The sequence below is a fragment of the Nocardiopsis nanhaiensis genome (genome assembly GCF_054778635.1).
Genome location: NZ_BAAGZJ010000115.1, coordinates 1 through 20,956 on the forward strand (window position 1 = coordinate 1; position 20,956 = coordinate 20,956).

Annotated in this window: 18 protein-coding genes and 1 tRNA gene; 10 read left to right on the forward strand and 9 right to left on the reverse strand. The window is 69.1% G+C overall.

Annotated elements, in window-relative coordinates; genetic code table 11:
- Window positions 1-123: 123 nt before the first annotated feature.
- Window positions 124-1,113 carry a malate dehydrogenase gene (locus tag ACYVD1_RS32175; RefSeq protein WP_460748688.1) on the reverse strand — a complete coding sequence of 330 codons (990 nt, stop codon included), beginning with the start codon at window positions 1,111-1,113 and terminating at the stop codon, window positions 124-126.
- Between the two features lie 262 nt (window positions 1,114-1,375).
- Between ACYVD1_RS32175 and ACYVD1_RS32180 the strand changes: the two genes are divergently transcribed.
- A tRNA-Ile gene (locus ACYVD1_RS32180) sits at window positions 1,376-1,449 on the forward strand.
- A 185-nt stretch (window positions 1,450-1,634) separates the two neighbouring features.
- Here ACYVD1_RS32180 and ACYVD1_RS32185 read toward each other — a convergent pair.
- Window positions 1,635-2,249, reverse strand: coding sequence for a hypothetical protein (locus ACYVD1_RS32185; RefSeq protein ID WP_460778234.1), 615 nt, complete (start codon window positions 2,247-2,249; stop codon window positions 1,635-1,637).
- An 89-nt stretch (window positions 2,250-2,338) separates the two neighbouring features.
- Window positions 2,339-2,974, reverse strand: coding sequence for a hypothetical protein (locus ACYVD1_RS32190; protein WP_460778235.1), 636 nt, complete (start codon window positions 2,972-2,974; stop codon window positions 2,339-2,341).
- A gap of 376 nt (window positions 2,975-3,350) precedes the next feature.
- Between ACYVD1_RS32190 and ACYVD1_RS32195 the strand changes: the two genes are divergently transcribed.
- The gene (locus ACYVD1_RS32195; RefSeq protein WP_460778236.1) at window positions 3,351-5,276 is read left to right on the forward strand and encodes a GDSL-type esterase/lipase family protein; all 1,926 of its coding nucleotides are present in this window, start codon (window positions 3,351-3,353) and stop codon (window positions 5,274-5,276) included.
- Here ACYVD1_RS32195 and ACYVD1_RS32200 read toward each other — a convergent pair.
- Together ACYVD1_RS32200 and ACYVD1_RS32205 are read right to left on the reverse strand one after the other, a co-directional pair.
- Window positions 5,245-5,865 (reverse strand): TetR/AcrR family transcriptional regulator, encoded by a 621-nt coding sequence (locus ACYVD1_RS32200; protein ID WP_460778237.1) that lies wholly within the window; start codon window positions 5,863-5,865, stop codon window positions 5,245-5,247. The genes ACYVD1_RS32195 and ACYVD1_RS32200 overlap by 32 nt on opposite strands.
- A gap of 148 nt (window positions 5,866-6,013) precedes the next feature.
- Window positions 6,014-6,814 (reverse strand): glycerophosphodiester phosphodiesterase, encoded by an 801-nt coding sequence (locus tag ACYVD1_RS32205; protein WP_460778238.1) that lies wholly within the window; start codon window positions 6,812-6,814, stop codon window positions 6,014-6,016.
- Window positions 6,815-7,047: 233 nt separating this feature from the next.
- Here ACYVD1_RS32205 and ACYVD1_RS32210 point away from each other — a divergent pair, with 233 nt between their 5' ends.
- Window positions 7,048-7,818, forward strand: coding sequence for a DeoR/GlpR family DNA-binding transcription regulator (locus tag ACYVD1_RS32210; RefSeq protein ID WP_460778249.1), 771 nt, complete (start codon window positions 7,048-7,050; stop codon window positions 7,816-7,818).
- A gap of 7 nt (window positions 7,819-7,825) precedes the next feature.
- On the opposite strand, the gene ACYVD1_RS32215 is transcribed toward ACYVD1_RS32210, so the two are convergent.
- Window positions 7,826-9,091, reverse strand: coding sequence for an MFS transporter (locus ACYVD1_RS32215; protein WP_460778239.1), 1,266 nt, complete (start codon window positions 9,089-9,091; stop codon window positions 7,826-7,828).
- Between the two features lie 143 nt (window positions 9,092-9,234).
- On the opposite strand from ACYVD1_RS32215, the gene ACYVD1_RS32220 reads away from it, so the two are divergent.
- From ACYVD1_RS32220 to ACYVD1_RS32230, 3 genes are all read left to right on the forward strand, one after another.
- On the forward strand, window positions 9,235-10,830 hold the full coding sequence (locus ACYVD1_RS32220; RefSeq protein ID WP_460778240.1) for a sensor histidine kinase: 1,596 nt from the start codon (window positions 9,235-9,237) through the stop codon (window positions 10,828-10,830).
- A gap of 76 nt (window positions 10,831-10,906) precedes the next feature.
- Entirely contained in the window at window positions 10,907-11,569 is a 663-nt protein-coding gene (locus ACYVD1_RS32225) for a response regulator (RefSeq protein ID WP_460778241.1), read from the forward strand.
- A 71-nt stretch (window positions 11,570-11,640) separates the two neighbouring features.
- Complete coding sequence (locus tag ACYVD1_RS32230) at window positions 11,641-12,336, forward strand: HD domain-containing protein (protein ID WP_460778242.1); 696 nt, start codon at window positions 11,641-11,643, stop codon at window positions 12,334-12,336.
- Window positions 12,337-12,366: 30 nt separating this feature from the next.
- On the opposite strand, the gene ACYVD1_RS32235 is transcribed toward ACYVD1_RS32230, so the two are convergent.
- Together ACYVD1_RS32235 and ACYVD1_RS32240 are read right to left on the reverse strand one after the other, a co-directional pair.
- Window positions 12,367-12,636 carry a DUF4031 domain-containing protein gene (locus ACYVD1_RS32235; RefSeq protein ID WP_460778250.1) on the reverse strand — a complete coding sequence of 90 codons (270 nt, stop codon included), beginning with the start codon at window positions 12,634-12,636 and terminating at the stop codon, window positions 12,367-12,369.
- On the reverse strand, window positions 12,630-13,097 hold the full coding sequence (locus ACYVD1_RS32240) for an Lrp/AsnC family transcriptional regulator (protein WP_460778243.1): 468 nt from the start codon (window positions 13,095-13,097) through the stop codon (window positions 12,630-12,632). The genes ACYVD1_RS32235 and ACYVD1_RS32240 overlap by 7 nt, the downstream gene beginning before the upstream one ends.
- Window positions 13,098-13,296: 199 nt before the next feature.
- Between ACYVD1_RS32240 and ACYVD1_RS32245 the strand changes: the two genes are divergently transcribed.
- The 4 genes from ACYVD1_RS32245 to ACYVD1_RS32260 all read left to right on the forward strand — a co-directional run bounded on the left by ACYVD1_RS32245 (window position 13,297) and on the right by ACYVD1_RS32260 (window position 18,373).
- Window positions 13,297-14,202, forward strand: coding sequence for a tryptophan 2,3-dioxygenase (locus ACYVD1_RS32245; protein ID WP_460778244.1), 906 nt, complete (start codon window positions 13,297-13,299; stop codon window positions 14,200-14,202).
- Window positions 14,203-14,299: 97 nt separating this feature from the next.
- On the forward strand, window positions 14,300-15,529 hold the full coding sequence (kynU, locus tag ACYVD1_RS32250; protein WP_460778245.1) for a kynureninase: 1,230 nt from the start codon (window positions 14,300-14,302) through the stop codon (window positions 15,527-15,529).
- 623 nt (window positions 15,530-16,152) lie between these two features.
- A complete protein-coding gene (locus ACYVD1_RS32255; RefSeq protein ID WP_460778246.1) occupies window positions 16,153-17,001 on the forward strand; it encodes a hypothetical protein in 849 nt (282 codons plus the stop codon).
- Window positions 17,002-17,266: 265 nt separating this feature from the next.
- A complete protein-coding gene (locus tag ACYVD1_RS32260) occupies window positions 17,267-18,373 on the forward strand; it encodes a serine hydrolase domain-containing protein (protein WP_460778247.1) in 1,107 nt (368 codons plus the stop codon).
- 759 nt (window positions 18,374-19,132) lie between these two features.
- Here the strand turns inward: ACYVD1_RS32260 and ACYVD1_RS32265 are convergent.
- Complete coding sequence (locus tag ACYVD1_RS32265) at window positions 19,133-20,470, reverse strand: HNH endonuclease signature motif containing protein (protein ID WP_460778248.1); 1,338 nt, start codon at window positions 20,468-20,470, stop codon at window positions 19,133-19,135.
- Window positions 20,471-20,956 lie beyond the last annotated feature (486 nt).

A 20,956-nucleotide genomic window follows, 5' to 3' on the forward strand; every position in this document is an offset into this window, starting at 1 on the left:
GGACATCCACTCCTGGATCAGGGTGTGGAACGAGGACCCTCGACCCTATGTGTGGCACAAGACGGCCGAGGAGATCCTCGAATCCCTTGCTTCGTACTGCCGACGAATTAACGACTCAGGACACTAGACCAGGCCGAGGTCCTTCACGGTGTCGCGCTCCTCGACGAGCTCCTGCACCGAAGCGTCGATGCGGCCGCGGGAGAACTCGTCGATCTCCAGGCCCTGCACGATCTCCCACTTGCCGTTCTTGGAGGTGACCGGGAAGGAGGAGATGAGGCCCTCGGGGACGCCGTAGGAACCGTCGGACGGGATGGCCGCGGAGGTCCAGTCGCCCTCGGGGGTGCCGTTGACCCAGTCGTAGACGTGGTCGATGGCGGCGTTGGCGGCGGAGGCGGCCGAGGAGGCGCCACGGGCCTCGATGATCGCGGCGCCGCGCTTGGCGACGGTCGGGATGAAGTCGTTCTCCAGCCAGGCCTGGTCGCCGACGGCCTTGGCCGCGTTGGCGCCGTTGACCTCGGCGTTGAACACGTCCGGGTACTGGGTCGCGGAGTGGTTGCCCCAGATGGTGAGCTTCTTGATGTCGTTGATCGACACGTCGAGCTTCTTGGCGAGCTGCGTCAGCGCGCGGTTGTGGTCCAGACGCGTCATCGCGGTGAAGCGCTCGGCCGGGACGTCCGGGGCGTGGCTCTGCGCGATGAGGGCGTTGGTGTTGGCCGGGTTGCCGACCGCCAGGATGCGGATGTCGTCAGCGGCGCCGGCGTTGATCGCCTCACCCTGGGGCTTGAAGATGCCGCCGTTGGCCTGGAGCAGGTCACCGCGCTCCATGCCCTTGCCGCGCGGACGGGCGCCGACCAGGAGGCCGACGTTGGCACCCTCGAACGCCTTGTTGGCGTCGTCGAAGATGTCGATGCCCTGGAGCAGGGGGAAGGCGCAGTCGTCAAGCTCCATCGCCGTGCCCTCGGCGGCCTTGACGGCCTGCGGGATCTCCAGCAGGCGCAGCTTTACCGGAGTGTCGGTGCCGAGCAGCTGACCCGAGGCGATCCGGAACAGCAGGGCGTAGCCGATCTGCCCGGCGGCGCCGGTGACGGTGACGTTGACGGGTGCTTTGGACATGCGTGAACTCTCCTGACGACGGTGTGCGACCCGCGATGTTACCAACGGGTTCGGGGCGGCTCCGGTGCCGGGCCCAGGGGGTACGGCCAGGCGCGCGCCGCACCGTTCCACCCTAGACCGCTCTGCTGTGAGCCTTGCTACCCAGGTGCCGTCAAGGGGTTGACGCGTCGTCATCGGGTTCGGGCAACGCCTGCGGGGCAACGGATTTACGGCGGGGAAACGCCGGACACACCCTGTTAGGATGACGTTTGCTGACGACGGAGGGCCGGTAGCTCAGTTGGTTAGAGCAGGGGACTCATAATCCCTGGGTCGCGGGTTCGAGTCCCGCCCGGCCTACCCCCTCCCACCTGCGTGGAACCCCCTTCTGCGCGGCGCCGACGGCGCACTACGGCCGTCGGCGCACCCACCCTTCCATTTCCCGCTCGTGGGTGGCGTGGGTCAACTCTCTCGCTTTTCGTGACGTTTGCCCGAATGGCTACTCTTTGTGCTTTTTCTGCGCCGTCTCCAGGAACGGTTACCGGTCAGTCATGGTCACCGATCAGGCGTTTCACGAAAGTCCGGTAGTCGCGCAGAGAGATGCGGAGTGCTTCGGTGTCCGCGTCGGCGCCATCGCTCCAAGAGGAACGGAGCTCGGAATGGCGGTTCTCGATCTCCGCCACCACCGCTGCCGCCACTTCGGTGGCCAGCGCGTCCGCGTCGCGCACTGCCTGCTGGGGGTCGTCGATGAACCCGCCCTGGGCCTCGCTCCACCGGTCGCGCACCTCGTCGGGGCGCATCCCGCGCGGACCGAGATCCCAGGTCACGTCCGCGGGCCGCTGTCCCGTGGCGGGGCGGCCCGGGATTCCCTGTCCCTCGGGCTTCCGCGACTGGGACCTCTTCTTGTTCTTGGACGGTTGGGGCCGTTCAGTCCGGCCGGTCGTGTTCGTTGCGGGGCTCGTTCCGGTCCCGGCGCCCGTGTCCGTCCCAGCGGTGGTGTCGGGCTCGGCGTCGGTCACCTCTGCATCGACCCACTCGGCCTCCTGGGGTGCGTCAGCCGACTCTTGCCCGAGCTCTTCGGGGCCCGCGGCGCCGGGCACCCCGTCCCCGGGCTCCTCCGGCCCCTTTCCGCGGCCGGACCTCGTTGTGCGCTCTGCCATCTCCGTCTCCTCGCCTCGGCGCCGGCTTCTCCGGCCCCGGATCGTGTTCGGCCGGCTTGTCCCGCGTCCAGTGGTGTCGTCGGGGCCGCTCAGTCCTCCTCAGGCGCCCTCTGGTGCTTCCCGGGTCGACGGGACCCGTTGTCCCCCGGGAGTTCGCCCATGAGGGAGTCCAGCAGGCCGCGGTAGGCCAGCAGGGCCTCGCGCAGTTCCTCGGTGGCGGTCCGGTCCGCCTGGTCCAGGTGTCCGGCAGCCTGCGCGCGGCGGTAGCGGTCGACCGCGGACGGGTGGTCCACCGACAGGTCCTTGGCGCGCTGCTCGAAACTCTCGTCATCGGCGCCACCGTCGGCCGCGGAGGGGCGGTCGGGGTAGCCGATGTCCTTCATGACCGCGTCCGTGAGGGCGCGGGCGTCCTGTACTGCGCTGACCGGGTCGTCCACGAACTGCTGCTGGACTTTGGTCCACGTGTCGGTGTGCACCGCTCTCTCGTCGTCGGTGAGGGCGCGGAGCTGGATATTCTCGCGGTGGCTGAGTCGCTCGGAGAGGTCCTTTTCGGCGGCTTCCTTGTCGCTGTGTGCTTCGAGGGCACGGTCGTACTCGGGGCCGAAGCGCTTCCTGAGCCGGTTGGTGCGCGTGGCCGGGAGGAGCGAGAAACGCGCTGCGATCGCGATTCCTCCGATGATGACGACCACGACAATGGCGATGATGACTATCGTTCCGGTCTCCACGGGGGGTACCTCCTGATCGGCCCCTGCCCCGAGCACCTGGTACAAAACGCGCACTTCCGCGCGCTAGGCCGCTTTTGGCAGCTGAGGGCCGGTACGAGAGGTTTCCCGGGAGGGACGGCCAGGGGCACTTTCGGGCTCTCGCGGTGGCGGAGACCACAGGCACCGGCGGACGCCCCTTCCCACGTGCGGAGAGGTGTGGGGGCGGTGTGGCGCGCGCCGTTCGGCGGATCCGGAATCACCTATGGTGTGTGTCCGCGGCGCAGACCATAAACTGGCCGCCGGTCGGGCCACCGTGTCGTGGATCTCGGCAACCACCGCGCCTCCGGGGGCATCGGACACGACGGTGGACGGGCGCAACCGGGGAGGAAGGCATGTGGTGGACGGGGGGCGAACAGCGGCGGACGGCACAGGTCCGCGGAGCTCGGCTCGGGACCATGTCCTGCGCGCCGCCTCCGCGACGGTCGTGATCGCACTCCTGCTGGTCGCTTTCAACACCACGATCACTTCCGACGTCACCGCCGAGTATTCCCAGGAGTCGGCGGATGTCGACGCCCAACCGCTGGCCGACCTGGTCGACCGGGTCGGGATCTCCCAGGACGGCGCTGCCGGAACCGCCGACCTCGACGGCGCCGGAAACAGCCTGTCCGCCCGAACGCTCCAGGCGGCCGGGTGGAACCCCGGGGGAGAGGTCGTCCTACAGGACACCTCACTCGAACTCCCCGCCTACCGGCCGGGTGAGCCCGACCACCTGACCGCCGACGGGCAGTTCCTGGAGATCTCCCCCGAGCCTGTCCGGATGCGCTCCCTGACCTTCCTGGCCACCGGTACCCGCACCGACGGAACCGGGGCCGACGTCCGGGGCACCGGAAGCGTGGTCTACGCCGACGGCGACACGCAGGACTTCTCCCTCACCGTTCCCGACTGGGCCGAGGGACTGGCTGGTGACGCCGCCCTCACCCTGCCCTACGCCAACTCGGCCACCGGTTTCGGGCAGGGCGCCCTTGGCTCCGTGCACCTGTACGCCCGCTCGGTGCCACTGGACCCGGCCCGGGAGGTCGACCACGTCGTCCTTCCCGAGGTCCAGGCGGACGACGGAAACCTGCACGTCTTCTCTGCGGGCGGGCGTCCGGGAACGGAGGACTGGACCGGCACCTGGGCACGCGCGACCTCGGGGTACGCCGAGGTCGGCCCTTGGGAGGACCAGACACTGCGCCTGGCGGTGCGCACCACGACGGGCGGACCCAAGGCGCGGATCCGCCTCGACAACACCTTCGCCTCCCGCCCGGTGTCCATCGGTGCGGCCTCGGTGTCCCTGCGCGACGACGGTGCGGCCACGCACGGCGCCGCCGTCCCGCTCACCTTCGACGGGGCGCCCGGCGCGGTCATCCCGGCCGGGGGCCGACTGGTCAGCGACCCGGTCGACATCCTGGTGCCCCCGCAGACCGAACTCCTCGTGAGCATCCACCTGCCCGAGAGGGTGACCGCGGCGCCCATCCACTACGCGTCGGTGGACACGAACTACGCGAGCCCGCCCGGTAGCGGTGACCAGACCCTGGACCGCACTGGGGAGCCGTTCACCGGTGAGGTGGACCAGTGGCCCTTCCTCACCGGGATCGACGTGGTCGACGGCCCGGGTGCCGTGGCGGTCTTCGGCGACTCCATCACCGACGGCCTGAACTCCAGCCGCGACGAGTACAGGCGCTGGCCGGATGTGCTCAGCGCCCGGCTACACGCCAGCGACGACTTGCCGAACCCGGGCGTGCTCAACCTCGGGATCGCTGGAAACAAGGTGGGGACGGACGGCTACCCCGGCGACGGGGTGTCCGCGAACGCCAGCGGTGTGAGCATGCTGCACCGGGCGCAGCGCGATGTGTTCGCACAGAGCGGGGTGGACACGCTGGTGGTCTTCGCGGGGGTCAACGACCTGCGCTGGGGAGCTTCCTCCGACGAAGTGGTGGCGGGGCTGGGGCGCCTGGCCCGTACGGCGCACGAGCACGGTGTCGTGGTGTTCGTGGGGACGCTGGTGCCCTGCGGGGGCTCGGCGCGCTGCACGGACGATGTCGAGCAGGCCCGCCAGCAGGTCAATGCCCACCTGCGCGAGGAGACGGCCAACCCGGACTCGGTCTACGCCGGGGTGTGGGACTTCGACGCGGTCGTGCGTGACCCCGCGGACCCGACGCGCTTGGCGGCGGAGTACGACTCGGGTGACCACCTTCACCCGAACGACGAGGGCCTCGCGGCGATCGCCGAGTCGGTGGACCTTTACGAGCTCAACGGGGGCAGCACAGGTGATGGTGGATGATCAGGTCGACGTAGACCCCTCCGAGGTCGTTGAGGCTGAGCCCGGCCTCAGGGTCGTACCAGTGCAGCAGGGTGTCGAAGGTCTCCAGGACCGTGTCTGCGGCCTTGCCGGTGTCGCGGATGCGGAAATGGTTGGCGGCGACCCCGGCCACGATGATCTCGCGGACGTGTTCACGGAAGGTCCGGTGGAGTGAGCTGATCTCGCGGTGTCTGGCGGGGTCGATGGCGCGCAGGGTCGGCAGGAGTTCCTGGCTCAGCGCGATGGCGGCCCGGTGCTTCCAGCCGGTGCACACGTGGTTGCGGACGAGGTCGGCCATGCGTTCGGTGGCCGACCGGTCGGGGGTGTCGGCGGCCAGTTGGCCGTTGACCCGTTCGCGGGTGGCGCGCAGAACCACGGCATAGGACAGGTCGAACCTGCTCGGGAAGGCGCGCCTGAGGCTCGCCGCGTCAGTACCGGTCTCGGTGGCGATCCGGTGGGTCAGTTCGGACATGGTCATGCCGCGGGACCCGTGTTCGGTGAACAGGCGGGCCGCGCAGTCCAGGACAGGGGCTGTGGTGCGCAGCGCGTGAGGGGAGAGGTCGGCGGTCATTTGTCGGTTTCCCAGATAGGGGTGAGGCTTCAAGAGGGAGGGAAGCCAAGGATATCCATGGACGTACGACAAAAAGAGCAGAACGGCAGAACTCGTTGGCGAATGCTGAGATTATGTGGCGCATGGTGACGGGTGCGCGAGAAGTTCTTTATGGGCGTATCGTGCCGGTTCCTGAGGTGGTCCTGTGCTCCGCGACGGCTCTTTCGCGCGTGTATTTCCGGTTCGTTTCCGCTGGTCCGGGCTTTTCTGTCGCTCCCTGTGCCCGACCCGTGGCCAACGACACCAGTTCATCGACGCGTTCGGTGGCAAGGGCGTCCACCCCCATTCCGATCAGGCGCGCCATCTCCGGGAATTCGTTCACCGTCCACGCCACCACCCGGTAGCCGTGCCGGTGTATTTCACCGATCGTTTCCCGGCTCAACAGGGTGTAGTGCGCTCCAAGGAACGTCGGGCGCAGTGAGCGCGCCAAATCCTCCGGCGGCGGCCCCGGCTGGTCCCGGGCCAGCATCAGCTGGGCGCCCGGGTTCCGGGCCCGCAGGGCCCGCAGGGTCTCGGTCGGACCGGTGAACACCGCGTGGTCACCGAAGCCGTGCTCGCGCAGGACCTGGTCGGCGGCGAGCGCCGCGTCCGGTGAGGCCGAGTCGATGAGTAAGGGTGCGGTGTCCCGACCACAGAACTCAGCCAAGACCTCCATCAGGGTGGGTACCCGCCGCTCCACGTCGTCGCGGGCCGCGGCCAGTTCGGCCAGGGCCAGTTCCTCGACCTGGCGGGGCGGGGAACCCGGGACGGTCACGACACGTTCGTCCACAAGGACCGGGTATCCGTCAGCGGTCAGGTGGACGTCGATCTTGACCAGATCGACGCCGGCGCGCAAGGCTGAGCGCAGGGCTGGGAGCGTGTTACCCGGGAATCGTGCGGTGTCTCCGCGTAGTGCGATGGACAACGTCATGCAGTCAAGAGTGGCAAAAAGCATCGCTCTGTGTGGCGCAAACAGGAAAAACGCCCATCAAGGCATCCTGTGATCCCCGAGCGGAGCGGTGTGGGGGGCCGGTCACACCGCGATTGCGAGCGGGGTCACGTCGTAGGGGCACCGTTCCAGGCGTACCGAACTGGGAAACTTTGTTACCGGGTGTCGTGACCGCACGGCACCCACAAGGCCGGCCCCCGAGCGTGAGGCGAATGATGATCCCGGACCAGCGGCGAGAGCACATCCTGAAGCTCCTCCAAGAGCGCCACGTGTTGAGCATCAACGAGCTCACGTCGATGCTGTCCGTGTCCCACATGACGGTGCGTCGTGATATCCAGGCCCTGGAGAACGACGGCAAGGTCCTGTCGGTCACCGGTGGCGTGCGCCTGGCCGCGCGGCTCAAGAGCGAGCCCTCCTACCTGGCCAAGGCCCAGCTGGAGGTGCCCGCCAAGCGCGCCATAGCGCGGGCCGCCGCCGACTTGGTGCGGGAGAACTTCACCATCTACCTCGACGCGGGCACGACCACCCTGCAAATGGTGCCGATGCTCACCGACAAGGTCGGCCTCACCGTCATCACCAGCGACTTCAACGTCGTGGGCCACCTGATGGAGTACCCGGGGATCGAACTGATCCACACGGGCGGCGTCGTGTCGCACTCCGACCACTCCTCGGTGGGCCAGTTCACCGCGGACTTCCTCCGCCAGGTCAACGTGGACCTCGCCTTCATCGCGAGCAGCTCCTGGGACGCCGAGCGCGGCTCGACGACCCCCTCGGAGGCCAAGGTGATCGCGAAGCAGGAGCTGCTGCGCATCTCCTCCAAGAGCGTCCTCGTAGTGGACAGCACCAAGTACGGCAAGTTCGGGACCTTCCGGGTGGCCCGCCTCGAGGAGTTCGACCTGATCGTCACCGACGACCGGCTCCCGCGTTCGGCCGTCGAGGAGCTGGGCGAGCGCGACGTGCGCCTCAAGACCGTCGGGTACGAGTAACGCCGCTTCAGTCTGAAGTCGCCCCCGTGGTCTCGGGCTCCTTCCCCTCCGCTGGCGCGGACTCGTCGGCCCGCGCGTACCAGTGCCCGCGCACCACCAGCGTGGTCACCGCGAACGCTATGACACCGGCGGCCGTGGCCAGGACGAACGCGCCTTGGTGGCCGTAACTGTCAGCGAGGCTGCCCGAGACCATGGACCCGAGCGCCTGTCCGAGGATCAGGCTGCTCAGGATGATCGCCATCGACTGCGACAGGCGGCTGGGCGGGGCCGCGCGCTCGATCATCCCGAACAGGCTCACGATGTGCGGACCGATCGCGATGCCCAGGACGAACATGGTGACCGCGAGCGTCGCCGGCCCGTGGTCCAGGTACAGCGGGAGGCTGAGCAGCGCCAGACCGCCCGCGGCCACGCGTACCCGGGCGGTCAGGGAGAAGCCAACCGGCAGCGAGGCCATCAGTAGTCCGGCGACGGCGCTGCTGGAGCCCATCACCGCGTACATCAGCCCGGACAGGTCGCCGTGCCCCGCGTCGTCCGCGAAGGCGGTCACTCCCGTGGACATCCCGCCGAAGAACAGGCCCTGGCAGAACATCGGCACGGCGAGCACGAGCAGGGCCGGGTGCGTGATCCGCCCAGCGGCGCCGCGCACCGGGACCGATCCGGGCGGGGCGGTGGGGTGTAGGGCGAACACGGACGCGAACACCCCGAGCAGGACGGCCGCGCCGAGCACGCTCGCGGTGGGGGAGAGGGTGAGGGTGAGGATTCCGACCAGGGCCGGGCCCAGGACGAACGATGTCTCGTCCAGCACACCCTCCACCGACATCGCGGCGGAGACCGAGCGTTCGCGATCCAAGCCCTGTTCCGGGCCCTTGCGGATCATGAACACCCAGCGGGTGCGCGCCATCGGCCCCACCTGGGGCATGCACAGCCCGCCGAGGGCGGCGAGAGCGACCAGGACGGGTAGTGGCGCGTCGGCGACGACGGCCGCAACGAGCAGAGTGATCAGGGCCGCGTCGACGATCGCGGTGACCAGCACGGGAGCGCGTTGCCCGTGGCGGTCGGCGAAGCGGGCGATGATCGGTCCGCCGACAGTCTCGCCCAGTGCGAACGCACCGGAGACGAGGCCGGCCGCGGCGACGCTGCCGGTGGAACTGGTGACGAGGGTGAGCAGCCCGATCAGGGTCATCGACACGGGCAGACGCGCCAGGAAGGTGGCGAGGAGTAGTGGCCAGCCGGCGATCCGGTTCATCCGCCGCAGGGTCTCCAGGGGTGACATCCGACCTCGTTCTGTGTCGTGGTGCTGTGCCGTCCCGCCCTCGGCCACAAACCATCCCATGATAGGCGGACTGTCGGGAGAAGGGGCCATTCCCTGACTTTCGTGGGTGCCCGGTCCGCTCTGAGCTGTGTAGGTTCCGTTCCATGGACTTCGCCGAACTCCGCCGGGGCGTGCGCCGCACCCTGGCCCCCGCGCCCGGATGGCCCTCCCGGGGCGCCGTCGTGCGCGACGTGCTGCTCTGGCTGGGGATGTGCCTGGTCATCCTCGCTGAGTTCCCCGCCTGGTCGGTCCAGGGCCGCGGCAATCTGGACCTGGTCCCCGTGGCCGTGGTTCTGGCAGGGGTGATCGTGGTGCTCAGCCGCACCTACCCCCTGGCGGCACCCTGCCTGGCGCTGGCCGTGTACTTGTGGGGGGCCGCCTCCATCGTCGTCCTGCTCGCCTGCGTCTCCTATCTGGCGGGGCGCCGCGCCGACCGCGGCTGGGTCGCGGTGGCGCTCTTCGCGGCCATCTCCGTGTTCCTCACCGTCTGGGCGGTCCCGCGGCTGGACGACGTCCCCGGACTCCTGATCAACTCCGCGGGAGTACTGGCCTTCGGCCTGGCGCTGCCCTGGTTGGTGGGGGTCTACCGGCGCCAGCACGTCGACCTCGGCGCCGCCGGGTGGGAGCACGCCCGCCAGCTCCAACTCGAACAGCGGCTCACCGAAGAACAGGCCCGGCTGCGGGAGCGCTCGCGCATCGCCCAGGACATGCACGACTCCCTGGGGCACGAACTCAGCCTGATCGCCTTGCAGGCCGGGGCCCTGGAAGTCTCGCCCGACCTCGGGGAGCGCCACCGTCAGGAGGTCGGAGAGCTGCGCGCCACCGCCGTCTCGGCCACCGCGCACCTGCGCGAGATCATCGGGGTCCTACGTACTGGGGCCGAGTCCGAACCGGCGCCAACGACCCCCGCTGGGGAGGGCGTCTCCGTCCTGGTCGAACGCGCCCGCGACTCCGGGGTGCGGGTCAGTCTCGCGCAGGAGGGCCAGCTCGACGCGCTGCCGCCGATGGTGGACCGCGCCGTCTACCGGGTCGTGCAGGAGTCCCTGACCAACGCCACCAAGTACGCGCCCGGCGCGCGGGTGACCGTGTGGCTGACCGCCGACGACTCCCGCCTGGAGGTGCGGGTCTCCAACAGCGCGGGCGGAGGGGGCGGCGCTGAGGCCGAGACCGGGGGCGGACGCGGACTCACCGGTCTGCGCGAGCGCGTCCGGATGACCGGCGGAACGTTTGCGGTCGGCCCCGGCGGCGACGGCTGGGAGGTGTGCGCCGTCATGCCGTTGGACGGTGACGCGGTGGCCGAACCGCAGGACGGTGAGGAGGAGATCGACGAGCTCCAGCGGGCCGCCGACCGAAAGGTCCAACCGTGGACCGTGGCCCTGGTCGTCGTACCGGTCGCCGTCGTCGCGCTGGTGATCGGGGCCGTCTACTACAGCCTTCACCTGGCCATGGTGGACTCGACCCTTCCACCGGAGGACTACCAGTCGATCTCCGCGGGCGACAGCCGGGAGGACCTCGAGGGGGTCCTCCCAGAGTCCACACTGGGGCTGGAGGAGGAACAACTCGAACCCTTCGCCTCGGGCGACCCGAGCTGTGACCACTACCGGGGTACATCTGGGATGTTCGACCGGGACGTGGCCTTCTACCAGCTCTGTTTCGGAGACGGTGTCCTGGAGACCAAGGAGCGGTTGGAGCTCCGCTGAATCCGCCGTTGTGGGATGCTTCCCGGACCACAGGGACAGGAGACCGGACCACCGGGACAGGGGAGAGGACACAGCAGTGATCAGGGTGCTGGTCGCCGACGACGAGGCGATGATCCGCGCGGGTGTGCGGGCGATCGTGCAGAGCGATCCGGAGATCGAGGTGGTGGCGGAGGCCGCCGACGGGCGCGAGGCGGTGGACCTGGTGCTGTCCCACCGTCCCGATGTCCTGTTGCTGGACATCCGGATGCCCCGGATGGACGGGCTCGCGGCCGCGGCCGAAATCCGTAGGACCGCACCGGAGACGAAGGTCGTGATCCTCACGACCTTCGGGGAGGACACCTACATCTCCCAGGCACTGGGTGACGGTGCCAGCGGGTTCCTGCTCAAGGCAGGTGACCCGCGAGAACTCATCTCCGGGGTGCACGCGGTCGCCGCCGGCGGTGCCTACCTGTCCCCGCAGGTGGCGCAGCAGGTGATCGCACAGTTCGGCGGCGGACGCGCGGCCAGGGAGGCCGCGGCCTCGGAGCGCCTGGCCGAACTCACTGAACGGGAGCGCGAGGTACTCGCCCTGGTCGGCGCGGGCTACTCCAACGCCGACATCGCCGAACGGCTTTTCCTGGTCGAAGGAACGGTCAAGAGCTACGTGAGCACCATCCTCAACCGCCTCGGTATGAAGAACCGGGTGCAGGCCGCCATCCTCGCCTACGAGGCGGGGTGGGTGGACGAGAGCGCCACCTGATCTTCGGCAGTGAGCGGCGTTTTAGTGAGCCTGGATCTTTGGCGGGGGCTTGGCGTGGGAAGACTGGTCGCATGGTGAGCGCCGGAGACCCGTTGGGTCGCTCCTTCCTGCAGGAGGAGGAATTCACGCTGCTCGAGGCCTCCTGGAAGCGCCTCGCCGGGACGGGCTACGAGGCGAGGGCGGTGGGTGACGAACTCCTGGACCGGTGGAGTGAACCGCACCGGCGATACCACACCATCGCCCACCTGTGGGACACGCTCAGGGCCGTCGACGTCCTCGCGGAGGACGCGCGCGACGCCGACGCCGTGCGTTACGCGGTCTGGTTCCACGACGCCGTCTACGAGGGGCGTCCGGGGGAAGACGAGGACGAGAGTGCGGCCCTTGCCGAGCGGCTGCTCGGGCTCATGGGCAAGGAGGCCGACCTGATCGTGAAGGTGGCGCGCCTCGTAGCGGTCACGAAGGACCACTCTCCCGAGAAGTGGGACGCCGACGGAGCGGTGCTCTCCGACGCCGACCTGTCCACCCTCGCGAGCGGCCCCGAGGGATACCTGGCCTACACGGCGGCGGTTCGAGCTGAGTACGGGCACCTCCCCGACAAGGTGTTCCGGGCCGGGCGGCTGCGGGTGCTGCGATCCCTCTTGGAGCACCGGCACATCTTCCACACCCCCTTCGGGCGGGCGCACTGGGAGCCCCGAGCCCGCTCCAACATGCTGGGAGAGGTCGACCGCCTCACTCATGAGCTCCCCGAGGAACTGCCCCCGCCCTAACGCGAGGGCGGGCACCCGGAAGCGCGCTCCCTAGGACCCGGCCCGTTTGGGACGGCGCAGACCCGCGGTGCGCAGGCGTGCGACTAGCTCCCGGCCGCTCACGTGCTCCGCGCCCAGCGCGAGCGCACGGGCGTGCAGGTGCGCGGGGATGTCGTAGTGGTCCCGTTCGAAAGCACGCGGGTCGACCCCGAGTTCGCGTGCGAACGAGTGGAGTTCGGCGTAGGAGCTGTCGCTCACCAGGTGGGCGAAGCGCCACCCGCGCGGCCCCGGCCAGACCGGGCTGTCGACCAGGATCACGATGCCCCCTGCGCGGTCACGGCCCGCCACGGAACGGGACTGGACAGGACCATGGTGCTGGACGGCCGACCGTGTTCGGCGAGCTGGTCGATGACCGCCTCGAAGTGCTCCATGGAACGCACGGCGATGAGCAGTATGCAGCAGGCGTCCCCGGTGACGCGGTGGACCTGGAGGATCTCGGGAAGCTCCAGGGAAGAGCGCTCACGCAGCAGGCAGTGCGCGCCGAAGCACTCCATCCGCACCAGCGCGGTGACCGGAAGCCCCGCAGCGGCCGGGTCCACGTGCGCGTGGTACCCGGTGATCACACCACGGTCGGTCAACCGACGGACGCGGTCGGCCACCGCTGGGGCCGAGAGGTTCACCCGGCGGGAGAGTTCATTGAAGGACAGACGCCCGTCCTCTTGGAGCTCACTGAGGATCCGCTGGTCAACGCCGTCCAGCGGGGATTGCTGTTCTGCGGCCATACTTTTCGTTCCCAAAGCTCATCGTTATTTCCCGTTACGAATGATAGGTCAGCTAGCGTCCTGTGGCCTCGGCGGCCATTCCTTCTGCTGAGTTTTTGTCCGATCATGTGAGCTCACGTTCACAGCGCCGTGGACCCCTTCGTCGGCGGCGCCGTGCGTGAGACCACCGAAGTCGCGCAGTACACGAGGGGTACTCCCAATGCTCTCCACCACGTCCGCCCAGCAGTGTCCGTACGCCCCCAGAGAGGACGTCGACGCCGCGGTGGCCCGTGCCAGCAGGGCCGAGAGCAACGAGGGCGAGCCCACCTTGTCCTTCGACCGCAACACGCCCTATGTCGACTACGTGGGCATCGACACCCTGCTCAGCCTGCAGAACCCGCGCACCGAAGAGCCCGCCGAGTCCGCCTTCATCATCACCACCCAGGTTATGGAGCTGCTGTTCGCCCTCGTGCAAGAGCGTTGGGAAGCGGCTCGGGACGCGCTGGAGGCCGATGACGTCCCCGGCGCAGTCGCGTGGCTGCGCAGCGCCTGCAACGCGCAGGACGTGCTCAACAGTTCCTGGGGCCTGCTCGGCGACATGACCCCCACCCAGTTCAACCGGTTCCGCGACGCTTTCGGTGAGGCCTCGGGCTTCCAGTCCTACAGCTACCGCAAGCTCGAGTTCCTGCTGGGCCACAAGTCCGCGGCGATGATCCGCCCGCACAAGGCCATGAGCGGAGTCGTCTCCGACCTCACCGACCTGATCGAGCGGCCCAGCCTGTACGACGCCGCGCTGCGCCTGCTCTACCGCCGCGGCCTCCCGGTCCCCGCGGACCGCGCCGAACGCGACTGGACCTCCGACTACGAGCCCTCCGCCGAGGTCGAGCGCGCCTGGATCGAGGTCTACGCCGACGACCGCCCCGGCAACGACCTCTACCTTCTGGCGGAGGCGCTGGTCGACGTGGCGGAGCGGGTGACCCGCTGGCGCCAGCTTCACTTGGTCGCGGTCAAGCGCACCATGGGAGCCAAACCTGGCAGCGGCGGCTCCAACGGACTCAAGTGGCTGGCCCGCAACGCCGAGCAGGACGTATTCCCGGAACTCTGGTCGCTGCGCAGCACCATCTAGAGGGAGCAGCGCCTAGAGGCAGCAACAACCAGGGGCAGCGCCGCCCGGAGCCCGACACGCCCCACACCACCTCAGCCACTCAGGAAGCAGGACCCCGATGACACCCACGACCCGCGAGGAGTGCGCCACCCTGGACGCGGCCGACCCCCTCGCCGCCCTCCGCGAGGAGTTCGTCCTTCCCGAGGGCGTGATCTATCTGGACGGCAACTCCCTGGGCGCACTGCCCCGCTCCACCCCTGGGCGGGTCGTCGACATGATCGAACGCGAGTGGGGACAGGACCTCATCCGCAGCTGGAACGACGCGGGCTGGTGGGACAAGCCGCGTACTCTGGGAGCCAAGATCGCCCCTTTGGTCGGGGCCGAAGCGGACGAGGTGGTCGTCGGTGACGGTGCCTCCGCCAACCTGTTCAAGACCCTCGTGGCGGCCCTGCGCATGTCCGACCGCGAGGTCGTTCTGGGCGAGGCGGGCAACTTCCCGACCGACCTCTACATCACCGAGGGCGCGGTCGGCCTGGCCGGGGCCGAACAGCGCCGGGTCGACCCCGACGACCTGCCCGAGGCCCTCGCCCAAGGCGATGTCGCCGTCCTCCTCCTGAGCCACGTCGACTACCGCAGCGGCGTCCTGCGCGACATGCCGGGTATCACCCGCCTCGCGCACGAGCACGGCGCCCTGGTGATCTGGGACCTGTGCCACAGTGTCGGCGCGGTGCCCGTCGACCTGTCCGGCAGCGGGGCGGACTTCGCGGTGGGGTGCACGTACAAGTACCTCAACGGAGGGCCCGGAGCTCCCGCGTTCCTGTACGCGGCACGCCGCCACCACACCGCCGACCAGCCGCTCAGTGGTTGGCACGGGCACGCCAGGCCCTTCGACTTCGCCCCCGACTACGTACCAGCTCAAGGCGTCTCCCGCTTCCTCAGCGGCTCTCAGCCCTTGGTGGCCGACGCCGCCCTCGAAGCGAGCCTGGACGTGTGGGCCAAGGCCGACCTCGCCCAGGTCAGGACCAAGAGCCTGGCGATGACCGACCTCTTCCTCGCCAAGGCCGCCTCCGTCGGCCTGGCCTCCATCACCCCGGCCGAACACGAGCGCCGTGGCAGCCAGGTCGCCCTGCTCCAACCGGAGGACGGATCCGGCTACCCGATCGTGCAGGCGCTGATCGAGCGCGGAGTGATCGGGGACTTCAGGGCCCCGGACGTCATGCGGTTCGGGTTCACCCCGCTCTACCTCCGCTACGTGGATGTCTACGACGCCGCGAGCGCGCTCATCGACGTGGTGGAATCGGGAGAGTGGCGAGCCGAGCGCTTCAAGCGCAGGTCACAAGTGACCTGACCGAAAACGCACCCCCGGCGGGGCAACCCGCCGGGGATTTTTTTGCGTCAGAAGCGGTCACATGACCCTCGCCAATACCACGATTGCGTGGCCTTTGCCACGCGGGCCCGCCTGGCTACCGGTGCGTAAGCGGCCCCGTTGCCGACTTCTGGTGTTTATGACGCGCACCACCCGCTGGTGCCCCCGAGTCCATGAAAGCCATGCGAGAGCGCCTGCCATCAGGGGGTTTCCGTGTGATGAGGGCCGATCCGCTCCTACTACAAATCGCACTTGCAAAAACACGGACCGTCATTTTACTCGAAATCCTTCGGCACTTTGCCAAACCCTGGGCTAGTGTCCTTCGTGACCGGTTCGTTATGGGTCATTAACGAACCGGTGCCGAGCCCTTGACCGGCCAGCGTGCCGGAAGGGAATCGAGACCTTCTTCTCTCGGGAGCGAGCAGCGCGAATCCACGCGCAGCTGTCTGGCGGAGCCGATCCGGCCCCCCGTTCCCACCCGCCACTCGCCGCCAGCGACGCGGGACGGACATCACAGCCCGGAGTGCAGCCCTGTGCGCCCGTGTGCTCTGACCAGCCATGTCCAGGTCTTCTCGGCCACTGACGTCAACCTGGCTATCTACTTCATGAGCAACGACACTCCCATTCAGTACGGCGAAGTCACCTCCACTTACTTCTGGGACGACGGTTCCGGCATCAACGGAGACACCGGGATGCCCGCGGGCGGCGAGCCCATGCAGAAGGGCCTCTTCTCCAGCCCGAGCTGGCCGCTGGGCACCGAGGGGTACATCGTCTACGAGGGCGAGGAGTACGAGTTCTTCATCGGAGACCGCGGTCCCGGTGATCCCTCCAGCGACTGTGAAACCCTTCTCGACATCGACGGCCAGACCTTCGCCGACATGATGGGCGAGACCTGGGACCCTGACACCTACGTCGTCAGCGGTGGCAACGGCCACGCCGAAGTCGAGTACTTCATCACCGAATGGGGCGACGGCCACGGCACCGAGGGTGCCCCGCACCCCTTCGAACAGCCCGACAACAAGTGCGAGAACGCCGTCGCCGACATCCCCGAGGAGCACCTTCCTCAGGAGGAGGAAGACGAGGAAGAGGAGGAAGCCGCCGCTGACGCCTCCGACTCCGAGGAAGGCGAGGAGGGCGCCGAGGAGGAGCAGGAAGAGGCTCCCGTCAGTGAGGACGAGGCCGCTGAGGACGAGGGCGAGACCGGCGTGACCGCCGAGACCGCGACCAGCGACCTGTCCGGCTTCGGTCTGATGAACGCGGAGGGCACTCCCTCTGCTGCTGGTCTGCTGACCCTGGCGATCATCCCCGCGATCCTCATCGCGCTGTTCTTCGCCTGGACCCGGCGTCCCGCTGGCGCCCACGCCGGCGAAAAGGACGACAGCAACGGCCTGATGGCCGAGAACACCGGCAGCCACGGCATCAGCTCGTTCTTCGACAAGCTGCGTGGCAAGTAACAACAGAACCACCCCCGGGCCCACCCAGGTCACGACCTCGGGAGTCCGTACAGCCAGGTGTTCCTCCTGGCGGGGGGAGCAAGCGACTCCCGCGGGACACGGATCCTCGGAGAGTGGGTAAAGGCAAGGGCCGCGGTCACCGACCGCGGCCCTTGCTCTGCTGTGTCACCGCGCAACCCTTGAGTTTATATACCCTATGGGGGTATATTGCCGATCTCCGGGCGGCCCAGCCGGGCCGCACCACGCCAGAGCGGGAGGGTAAGCCGTGCGAGTCGACGGATTCACGGAAGACGGGTTCGAACGGGTGCGCCAGGTCTTCCAAGGGCTGGTGGACGACGGCCGGGAGGCCGGGGCGGGGCTCTCGGTCTGGCGGGAGGGCCGGGAGGTGGTGCGGCTGAGCGGCGGGTGGGCCGACACCGAACGCGGACGGCCCTGGAACCACGACACCCTGGTCCAGCCCTACTCGCTGTCCAAACCGTTCGCCGCCCTGGCCGCCCTGGTCGCCGTCCGCGACGGGGCCCTGAGCTTGGACGAACCCATCGCCAACCACTGGAAGGGTTACGGGCGCCTCGGCAAGGAACACACAACGCTGCGCCACGTCCTCACCCACAGCGCGGGTCAGCCGCGCTTCCCGGCCGAGGCCGCGGGGCTGGACCCGCTGGACGACGCCCGCCTGCGAACGAGCCTGGCCGAGGCCGCCCCGGAGTACATCCCCGGCACCCGCCTGGGAGAGCATGCGCTCACCCACGGCCACCTCATCGACGGCATCCTGCGGGCGGCGGCCGGAACCACACTGGGCGGCGTGTTCAACGAGGTGGTCAGGCCCGCGTTGGGGCTGGACGCCTGGTTCGGGGTGCCCGAGCACGACCTGACCCGCGTCGCCGACCTGGAGTACGCCGACCCCGACTGGCCGCACCGCCTACCCGCCGCCCCCTGGCTGGCCGTGCCCGGTGGCACCCTGGCCACGGAGACCACCAACTCCGAGGCCTGGCGGCGGTCCGTGTTCGGCGGAGTCAACCTTCATGCGAGCGCGACCACCGTGGCCTGGTTCCTGTCCCGGATCACCGACGAACAGGGGCCGCTCCGGGCCTTCCTGGGGCCCGAACTGCACAAGGAATTCCTCAAGCCCCAGACGACCGGGCACGACGAGGTCTTCGGCACCGAACTCACCTGGACCCTGGGTTTCCTGCGGGACGACGCCAAGATCGCCAAAGGCGGTATCGGCGGATCGGCCGCCTGGTGGTCCCTCCGCAACGGCCACGCCTGCGCTTACCTCACCAGAACCCTGGACGACCACTCCCGAGTGGCCGCCGTCGCCGCGGCCCTGGACGACGAGCTCACCGTCGTGCCGGTGCATGCCGCCCGGACCTGAGCGGCCCGGTCCCCACCGTCGGCGCAGATTCCCCAGTGCAGCTTGGCGCGGGGGGAGCTTGGTTGGGGAGGGCCCAGGGCTGAGAGGGCCCGGGGCTGAGAGGGCCTGTGAGCGGACACAGCAGGGAGAGTCGTGATGGGCGAGAGGTAGTCAGTTCGGGTGCGGGTGGTTTCCCCGTTTCCTGCCGCTTGATGGTGGCCGTCTCCGCTGCGCGCCTCAAGGTCGTCGCCATCGAGCGCTTCGCGCGTCAGTGGCGCTCCACCTTGACCCGCTCCGCTGCGACGGCGGGTCGGCGGCAGTCAGCAAACGGGGGAGGTGTGGTCGGGGAGGCGATGGCCCCGGCCTTCGGCCGAACCCCCACGGCACAAGCACGGCCTGGGGGCCGATGCCTGCCCCTGCGCCGGAGCGTTGACGCTTGGCGGTGTCGCGGCCGGTCATGGTGTGTAGCGAACCCCTCGGCCTGGGGCCGATGCCTGCCCCTGCGCCGGAGCGGAACGGTTGGGGGTGTCGCGGCCGGTCATGGTGCGTGGCGAACCCCGGTCGGCGTGGGGCGGTTGGTGTCTGCGGGCCGGTCGGAACCTGGGCGTGGGTGAACCCCCCTGTTGGAGGCAAAAACAGGGGCGAGCGTGACTCTAAGACCAGGGCTCACCCACGGCCTCGGGGGTGGCGGGGGCTCGGGCCAGGGGCCCGGGTCGGTTTCTGGCCATGCGGGGGTAGAGGCCCGGCGCAAGCGGGTGGGGGTTTGTTGGGGGTGGACGGTTACGGGTGCGGGGTTGGGGATGGGTCCCCGTCCGCATCCGAGACCCCGCCCCCATCCCGGTTTCCGGTGCGGCCTCGGTTGCGGCCGGACCACATCCGGCGGTCGGTGCGCACCGCCCACCGGTGCTTGATCTGGTTATGGGTCGCACACAGGGGCTGGATGTTTGCGGCGCTGGTGGTGCCGCCCTGCCAGAACTCCACGATGTGATCGGCCTGGGTCCAGGGCAGGGGTACGTCGCACTCGTACTGCCAGGCGCAGGACGTGTGGCCGTGGAAGGCGGCCGCCCGGATGCGGGGCGGGGCCAGCCGGCAGGAGCGGCCCACATCCAACACCTGCCCGCTCTTCTGCTCCACCACCAGGCGGCGCACCCAGCTCTCACCGAGGAGTTCACGCACCACCGAGATCGGCACCACCTGCCCCGTGTCGGTCGTCGCGGGCCCGGAGTCTTCAGCGGTCTCGTCCCCGGCCAGGCTGCTACCGGGCACGGTGATGTTGATCAACGCCGTCGCCGTGCTCGGGGTGTGGCACCCCTGGTGGGACTGGGCGAACCCCAACGCGGCCATCAGCGCGTCGTAGGTGCGCTCGTACTTGGACAGCCCGTCCTGGGGGTGGAAGGGCACCTGGAAGTTGTCCAAGGCCACCTGAACCTTCAAAGCATCAGCGGGCGAGCCCCACACCTGGAAGAGGAACGTTTGGTCGAAGGTGGTGACCAGCTGGGCGCCCCGGGCGGCGTGGGCGGCCGCGTGGTCGGCCTCCGCCTTGCCCGGGTTCAGGCGCAGGCACAGCTGGTGGGCCAAGCGGGTGATCTGACCCACCGACATGTTGGGGCGCGACTCTTTGAAGTCCAGGATGCCGCATTCCATTTGCGCGCGGAACAGCTCCGCATCGGGGTGGTCGCCCTTCTGCCTTTTCTCCACCCCGGCCTCGGCGCCCTTGATGACGGCGGCGGCCTCACCCACCGACAGCACCCCGGAGTGCAACGCCTCCATAGTGGGGGCCATGTCCTGACGGAATTGCGCCCGCCCGATCACAGCCAGGTCGTTGGCCTGGGCGGCAGGAATGCCGAAGGCGTGGCGCAGCCACGCCTGCAGGCTCTTCTGCCCGCCCTGTTCCAACAGCTGCCCGGTGGCCTCCAGCTGCGCCAGCCGGGCGGCCATGCTGATTTTGATCTGGTCGAGGTGTTCCCACACCCGGGTGGCCTGGTCCAGCACCTCACCCGCCGCTCCCAGGGGCACGTCGCGGTCGAAGAAGGCGGTGGTCTCGTCCCGGGCAGCGGCCACCGCGGTATCCACCGGGGTGTGCCCGGTGGGGGTGGGTGCTTCAGGAGAGATCGCCATTCTTCCATTGTAATCGAAAAGGTCGGAGAATGGAAGCCTGTCGCTGGTTCGAACTGAATTAATGACTTTCGCCAGGGGCACCCCCTGGCTTTCTTTGGGTCTTCCAATTCAGGCCACCTGGTTCGGTATTTATGCCCACCTGGAATTCCAGGTTTCTGGGTTCTTTTTCGCCTCGCGCATTGACCGGCCGCGACACCCGCAACCGTCGAAGCTCCGGCGCAGTGGCTGGCATCGGCCCCCGGCCGGAGGCCGCCGTGGTTCGCAGCAGAGCATGACCGGCCGCGACACCGCCAGGCGCCACCGCTCCGGCGGAGTGGCAGCTGACGGCCGCCAGGCCGTGCTTGTGCCGTGGGGCCCTTCGGGCCCCGAAGGGGCCATCGCCTCCCCGACCACACGTCCCCCGTTTCCTGATAGCCGCCGACCCGCCGTCGCAGCGAAGCGGGTCAAGGTGGAGCGCCACTGACGCGCGAAGCGCTCGATGGCGAC